The 1,402-nt window shown below is 41.7% G+C and carries 1 protein-coding gene; it reads left to right on the top strand.

All coding sequences use genetic code 11. The annotated features are described in order from the left end of the window. A partial coding sequence (infB, locus tag N3F66_14815) for a translation initiation factor IF-2 (GenBank protein ID MCX8125418.1) occupies nucleotides 1-1,402 on the top strand: 1,402 nt, incomplete at both ends.

Genomic DNA, 1,402 nt, shown 5'->3' with positions numbered 1-1,402 from the left:
CTGTTATGGGGCATGTTGACCATGGAAAAACAAAATTACTTGATGCCATACGCGAAACAAATGTTGTGGCAACCGAGCATGGTGGTATCACACAACATATAGGTGCATACAGGGTAAAAGTAGGTGATAAATTTGTAACATTTCTAGATACGCCCGGCCATGAAGCCTTTACCACCATGCGAGCCAGAGGCGCAAGTGTTACTGATATTGTTGTACTGGTAGTAGCAGCAGATGATGGCGTAATGCCACAGACGGTTGAGGCAATAAACCATGCAAAGGCAGCAAATGTCCCCATTATAGTTGCTATCAATAAAATAGATCTGCCAGAAGCAAATCCAAACAGAGTAAAACAGGAATTAACAGCGTATGAGCTTATTCCGGAGGAATGGGGCGGTACAACATTATTTGCTGAAATAAGCGCAAAACAAAAAATTAATATTAATGAACTTTTGGAACTTATTCTGATTCAGGCCGAAATGTTAGAATTAAAGGCAAATCCAAAATTGCGAGCACGAGGTGTAGTTATTGAATCCAAACTTGACCCAGGCAGGGGTCCGATAGCAACGGTACTGATTCAAAATGGAACACTTAGAGTGGGCGATCCCTTTGTTGTGGGGCTGTATTCAGGTAGGGTACGTGCGATGTTTACTGATTTGGGCCAGCAGGTTGAGGAAGCAACTCCTTCAATGCCTGTTGAGGTATTGGGAATAAGCGGTGTTCCATCAGCTGGTGATCCTTTCCAGGTGGTTGAATCCGAAAAATATGCCCGTCAAATAGCGCAGAAACGTCAGGAGCTGGTACGGCTTGAAAGTGCCCAAAAGATAAAGAAGGTTACCCTTGAAGACCTCAATACAATGATTAAAGAAGGGGAAATCAAGGAACTCAAGATAGTTATCAAAGCAGATGTTGATGGTTCGGTTCAGGCATTGCGTGATTCATTGCAAAAGCTTTCCACCAATGATATCCGTGTAAAGGTGATACATGCTGCTACTGGTGGTATTAATGAATCCGATGTCATGCTTGCATCAGCTTCAAATGCACTCATCATTGGGTATCAGGTGAGACCATCTGCCAAAGTTTTAGAAATTGCTGAAAAAGAGCGCGTATCAATAAAATATTATAATATCATCTATGATGCAATCAATGATGTGAAAGCAGCTATGGAGGGCATGCTGTCACCTGAAATAAAAGAAGAGATTACATCAACAGGCGAGGTTAAGCAAATTTTCAAAATAAGTAAAGTTGGTACTGTTGCCGGAGCTATCGTACTAACTGGTCGTCTAAAAAGGAGCGATAAGATCAGACTTATTCGTGATGGAGTTGTAGTGTATGATGGTAAGCTTAATTCATTAAAGCGGTTTAAAAATGATGCTGCTGAAGTAGAAGCAGGACAGGAATGTGG

This window comes from Spirochaetota bacterium (assembly GCA_026414805.1).
GTDB lineage: Bacteria > Spirochaetota > UBA4802 > UBA4802 > UB4802 > UBA4802.
The sequence above is the reverse complement of the archived record's forward strand: the minus strand, read 5'-3'. Positions and strand labels throughout refer to the sequence as shown.